The following is a 4,728-nucleotide window of genomic DNA, read 5'->3' as shown; positions in this document are numbered from 1 at the left end:
TTTAGTGCTTAATCAAAGGTGTTTACGTGTTTGCATGCATCTGATTTTCCTTCGGAAAATCCTCGCATACAAACCCGCAACTATTCTTATACATAAACGTTGGAAACAATTTGCAAATGATTCGTAATTGATGTATATTTACACCAAATAATCAAATTATGTCAAGACAAAGTATATCATTTACAGAACCTAACGACGAATGGCTGAAAGCTCAAGTCAATGGAAAAGAATATTCAAGCAAAAGCGAATTAGTAAACGATTTAATTAGACAAGCTAGAAAACAACAAGTCGAAATTGATTGGATTCGAACTAAATTGGAAAAAGCTGAAAATAGTGGATTTACAAACAAATCGAAAAATGAAATTTTAGTTCAATCAAAAACCTTATTGAATGGCTAAATATCGATTAAGTAACGAAGCTAAAAATGACTTAATCCGAATCCATCACTATGGAGTTAAAAAATTTGGAATGACTCAAGCGGATAAATATTTTGAATCATTCTTTGAATATTTTGAAATTATTTCTCAAAGGCCTTTTTCATTCGAGTCGGTTGATTATATAAAAAAAGACTACAGAAGGTGTGTTTGCGGAATAGATAGTATTTACTATAAGATAAATAATGACGTTGTTGAAATAATGGCAATTGTCGGAAGACAAGATTTAAACGACATACTGTAATCTGAATAATAAAAACTGTTGCCAACAAAGTACTGTGGTAAAAAACAAGTAAAATTACATTAATTTTTAACCAAAGTACTTTAATAAATATCATCATAAATTAACCCCAATTTAACTATGGTAATACCTATATTAAAAAGGAATTACACACTACTATTTTAAACAAAAACACTCTCAAACTTTTTCCACTCTCTTCCCTACTTTGTTTATTATTAATTTGAAAGTATCTTAAATTTCTTTCGTCTATTTTAAGTACTAACCTGTAATCTAAACAGATGTTATTTAAAAAATAACATAGTATCGGGATACTTTCTTGATACTTTTAAATTAGATTGCCCACAAAATATATTAAAATGGTTCAAATTTTAGTTGTCGAAGACGATGTTCATATCGCAGAATTGGTCACTATAAACCTTGAAGACGATCAAACCACATTAAAAAGTTGTTATAATGGTAATGAAGGTTTTATAGAAGCCTCTACAAATGCCTACGATCTTATTATTTTAGATTTAATGTTACCTGGCAAAAAGGGTTTAGATATTTGCAGAGAATTAAGAGCATCTAACATTAATACGCCCATACTCATGCTTACCAGCAAAAGTGATGAAATTGATAAGATTTTAGGACTTGAAACTGGAGCAGACGACTATATCACCAAACCGTTTAGCATTCGTGAATTGCAAGCGCGTGTAAAAGCTATTATTAGACGTCAAACCTTAGATACAAAAACAGCCACATCAGAAGACGATTTACCTGTATTAACTCGTAAATATCTGATTATAAATCAAGAAATGCGCAAAGTAGAGTTAGAAGGTGAACGTCTTAATCTTACCCCGAAAGAGTTCGAATTATTATGCTTATTAGCCAATAATGTGGGTAAGACGTATAGTCGTGCGCAATTGTTACATCGTATTTGGGGTTACGAATTCGAAGGTTACGAACATACAGTAAATTCTCACATTAACCGTTTACGAGCAAAAATAGAACAAGATCCTGGAAACCCAGAATACATATTGACCACTTGGGGAGTCGGGTACCGATTTTCTGAATCCTAAGACATTATGAAAACAAAAAACACTTTATTTTACAAAATTGCTGGAGTACTCACCCTATTATTCGTCGTACTTGCCTTTTTAATTACGAGAACATCCACGCAACTTTCAGAAGACTATCACGACGAAATCACCCAAGGCTTAAATAAAAATGTAGCAGGATATATTGTTGAAGAAATTCAAGGGCTATACGATGGCGACTCGGTAGTCGATTCTAAAATGAGTAGTTTAATGCATCATGTTATGGCTACAAATCCGGCCACCGAAGTCTATTTGTTGGACTTAGACGGTAACATTCTTAAGCATGTGGCCATGAATAAAGAGGTGAAAGCCACAAGCATCGACTTAAAACCGATAACAGAATTTATTGCCCAAGATGGCGAGGTATTTATAAAAGGAGACGATCCGAAATTACCGGGGACTAAAAAAATATTTTCAGCAGCGCCGTATGTGTATAATAACGAAAAAGTAGGCTACATCTATACCATTGTAGGAGGTAACGACTACGACTCACTGATTAAAAAACACGAAGCCAGTTATATTCGTAAGCTTAGTATGCGTAATATTTTGTATGCCCTTTTTGCAGCCTTATTGGTCGCATTGCTCTCTATTTATATCATTACAAGAAACTTCAATAAAATTATTGCCGCCTTTACTTCTTTTAAAAATGGTAATCACGATGCCCGCGTTGCAGGTGTTCAACATGGAGAAATGGGATTATTAGCCAATACGTATAACGACATGGCCGATACCATACAAAGTAATATTCAGGATTTACAAAGTGTAGACAACTTACGAAAAGAATTGATTGCAAATATTTCACACGACCTGAGAACACCTATTGCATCTATTCAAGGTTTTGTGGAAACGATTATGATTAAAGGTGACACTTTAGAGGACAAGGAAAAGAATCGTTACATGGAAATCGTGCTTAAAAACTCTGAACGTCTTAAGAAATTGGTGAATGATTTATTTGAATTGAGTGTTTTGGAAGCTAATCAGAAAGCGGTGCAACCAGAAGCCTTACAAATGGCTGAAATTATTCAAGATATTGCCGATAAATACCGCATTATTGCAAAAGATAAGGGCGTAAGTATTAATACCGTGTACTCTAAAGATTTACCTCTTGTATATGCAGATATTGCCTTAATAGATCGTGCTTTACAAAACATAATAGACAATGCCATTAAACATTGCGAGCAAGGCGACGTGGTAACCTTGGAGCTTTTTAGAGAAAAAGATCAAGTGATGGTAAAAGTTTCAGATACAGGAAGAGGTATAGAATCTCAAGAATTACCTCATATATTCGAACGCTACCGTAAAGGTAAATTTTACTCTGATGCGACTAAAGGCAGCGGACTTGGGTTGGCAATTGTTAAAAAGATTATGGATCTCCATAATTCAACCATAAAAGTGAATAGCATTTTAAATCAGGGAACCGAGTTTTATTTTAATCTGCCTGTGCATAACAGAACGGCTTCGTTATAAATTTTATATAATACTTTATACTATGGTTATCTCGTTGTTATAATTTGGTGATACTCTTAAAGGATATTTGTATAGAAATAACCAATAAGATATTTACACATGAAAAATTTTAAATTTATTACCCTTTTATCCGTTATTACACTTTTTGCAAGTTGCGATAACGACGACGACAACACGACAGTAAATCCAAGTGTGACTTCTAACTTTTCAGTAAGCATAGAAAATATAGGTACCGCATATAGTTTTATAGGTTCTGGAATATTTAATACACCTGTAGGAGACACAGAACCTGGGCCAGCAACACCTGGAAAACGTTACGAATTTACTGTAGATGCGGGAAGAAGTCAGAAATTATCTTTTGTAACTATGCTAGCCGCAACCAACGATTTATTTTTTGCTCCTGATGGTAATGGAATTGCGTTTTACGATGATAATGGCGATCCAATTTCTGGAGATGTTACCGACCAAGTTTATTTATGGGATGCTGGAACAGAGGTTAATGAAGAACCTGCAGTTGGTCCAAATACAGTTGGGATGCAATCTGGTCCAGATACCGGAGAAGTTGAAAACGGAAACGTATTAAAAATTGCAGATGTTACCAATGGCTTTATCTTTGATTATCCAGAAGTAAACGAATTAATTTCAGTAAGCATTACACATACTGAAGGGACTATGTTTACAGTGTCTATTGAAGACTTAGCAACAGCAAGTTTAGACACGAGCGCAGGAATGTCTGTGGCACCATTATCACCTGGTGTTTATGTGGTTCATGGCGGTACAAACCCTTTATTTACTGAAGGCGAACCGGATTACGGCCAAGGTGTAGAAGACATTGCTGAAGATGGAAATGCCGCACCTCTTGGCGAATATACTGCCGATAACACAGGCGTTACTTTCCCATCGTCTCCAGGAATCTTTGTGGTTCACGACGAGAATACGATGCCATTATTCACTTCTGGAAGTGCAGATTACGACTTAGGTTTAGAACACATTGCTGAAGATGGAAACACAGCTGTTTTAGCCGAGAATTTAAGTGGATTAGAAGGACAAATTTCAGGTAATGTTTTTAATACAGTTGTTGGCGGTAGTGCTCCAGGACCTTTATTACCAGGAAATACGTATACTTTTAGTTTTACAGCTGAAACAGGAAATAGCTTATCATTCGCAAGTATGTTAGCCGCTACTAACGATGTGTTATTTACGACTCAAGACACGGGAATTGAATTATTCAGTGCAGACGGTACACCTTTAAGTGGCGATATTACAAGCATGGTTTACCTTTTTGATGCTGGAACTGAAGTTAACGAACAACCAGCTATTGGACCAAACACAGTAACGAATCAATTAGATGCAGACACAGGAATTGATGAAACAGAGCCTGTTCAATTATTATCTAATGTAAATGATGGATACGATTACCCGAGTGTGAATACTGTATTAAGAATTACTATTACAGCTAACTAAAATATTTAAAATACATATATATAAAATCCGCGTTTCACCTATAGGT

5 protein-coding genes are annotated in these 4,728 nt (G+C 35.0%); all 5 read left to right on the top strand.

Annotated features, from left to right (window positions below):
* Positions 1-158 precede the first annotated feature (158 nt).
* The 5 genes from AST99_RS12435 to AST99_RS12415 all read left to right on the top strand — a co-directional run bounded on the left by AST99_RS12435 (position 159) and on the right by AST99_RS12415 (position 4,682).
* Positions 159-398, top strand: coding sequence for a ribbon-helix-helix domain-containing protein (locus tag AST99_RS12435; RefSeq protein WP_057782163.1), 240 nt, complete (start codon positions 159-161; stop codon positions 396-398).
* Positions 391-678 carry a type II toxin-antitoxin system RelE/ParE family toxin gene (locus AST99_RS12430; protein WP_040492734.1) on the top strand — a complete coding sequence of 96 codons (288 nt, stop codon included), beginning with the start codon at positions 391-393 and terminating at the stop codon, positions 676-678. The genes AST99_RS12435 and AST99_RS12430 overlap by 8 nt, the downstream gene beginning before the upstream one ends.
* 353 nt (positions 679-1,031) lie before the next feature.
* Complete coding sequence (locus tag AST99_RS12425; protein WP_057782162.1) at positions 1,032-1,733, top strand: response regulator transcription factor; 702 nt, start codon at positions 1,032-1,034, stop codon at positions 1,731-1,733.
* Between the two features lie 6 nt (positions 1,734-1,739).
* Complete coding sequence (locus AST99_RS12420; RefSeq protein ID WP_057782161.1) at positions 1,740-3,218, top strand: HAMP domain-containing sensor histidine kinase; 1,479 nt, start codon at positions 1,740-1,742, stop codon at positions 3,216-3,218.
* A 99-nt stretch (positions 3,219-3,317) separates the two neighbouring features.
* Positions 3,318-4,682, top strand: coding sequence for a spondin domain-containing protein (locus AST99_RS12415; RefSeq protein WP_057782160.1), 1,365 nt, complete (start codon positions 3,318-3,320; stop codon positions 4,680-4,682).
* Positions 4,683-4,728: the final 46 nt, after the last annotated feature.

Origin of the sequence: Formosa algae, assembly GCF_001439665.1 — a bacterium.
Classification (GTDB): Bacteria; Bacteroidota; Bacteroidia; order Flavobacteriales; family Flavobacteriaceae; genus Formosa; species Formosa algae.
This window is presented reverse-complemented; position numbering and strand designations above follow the sequence as displayed.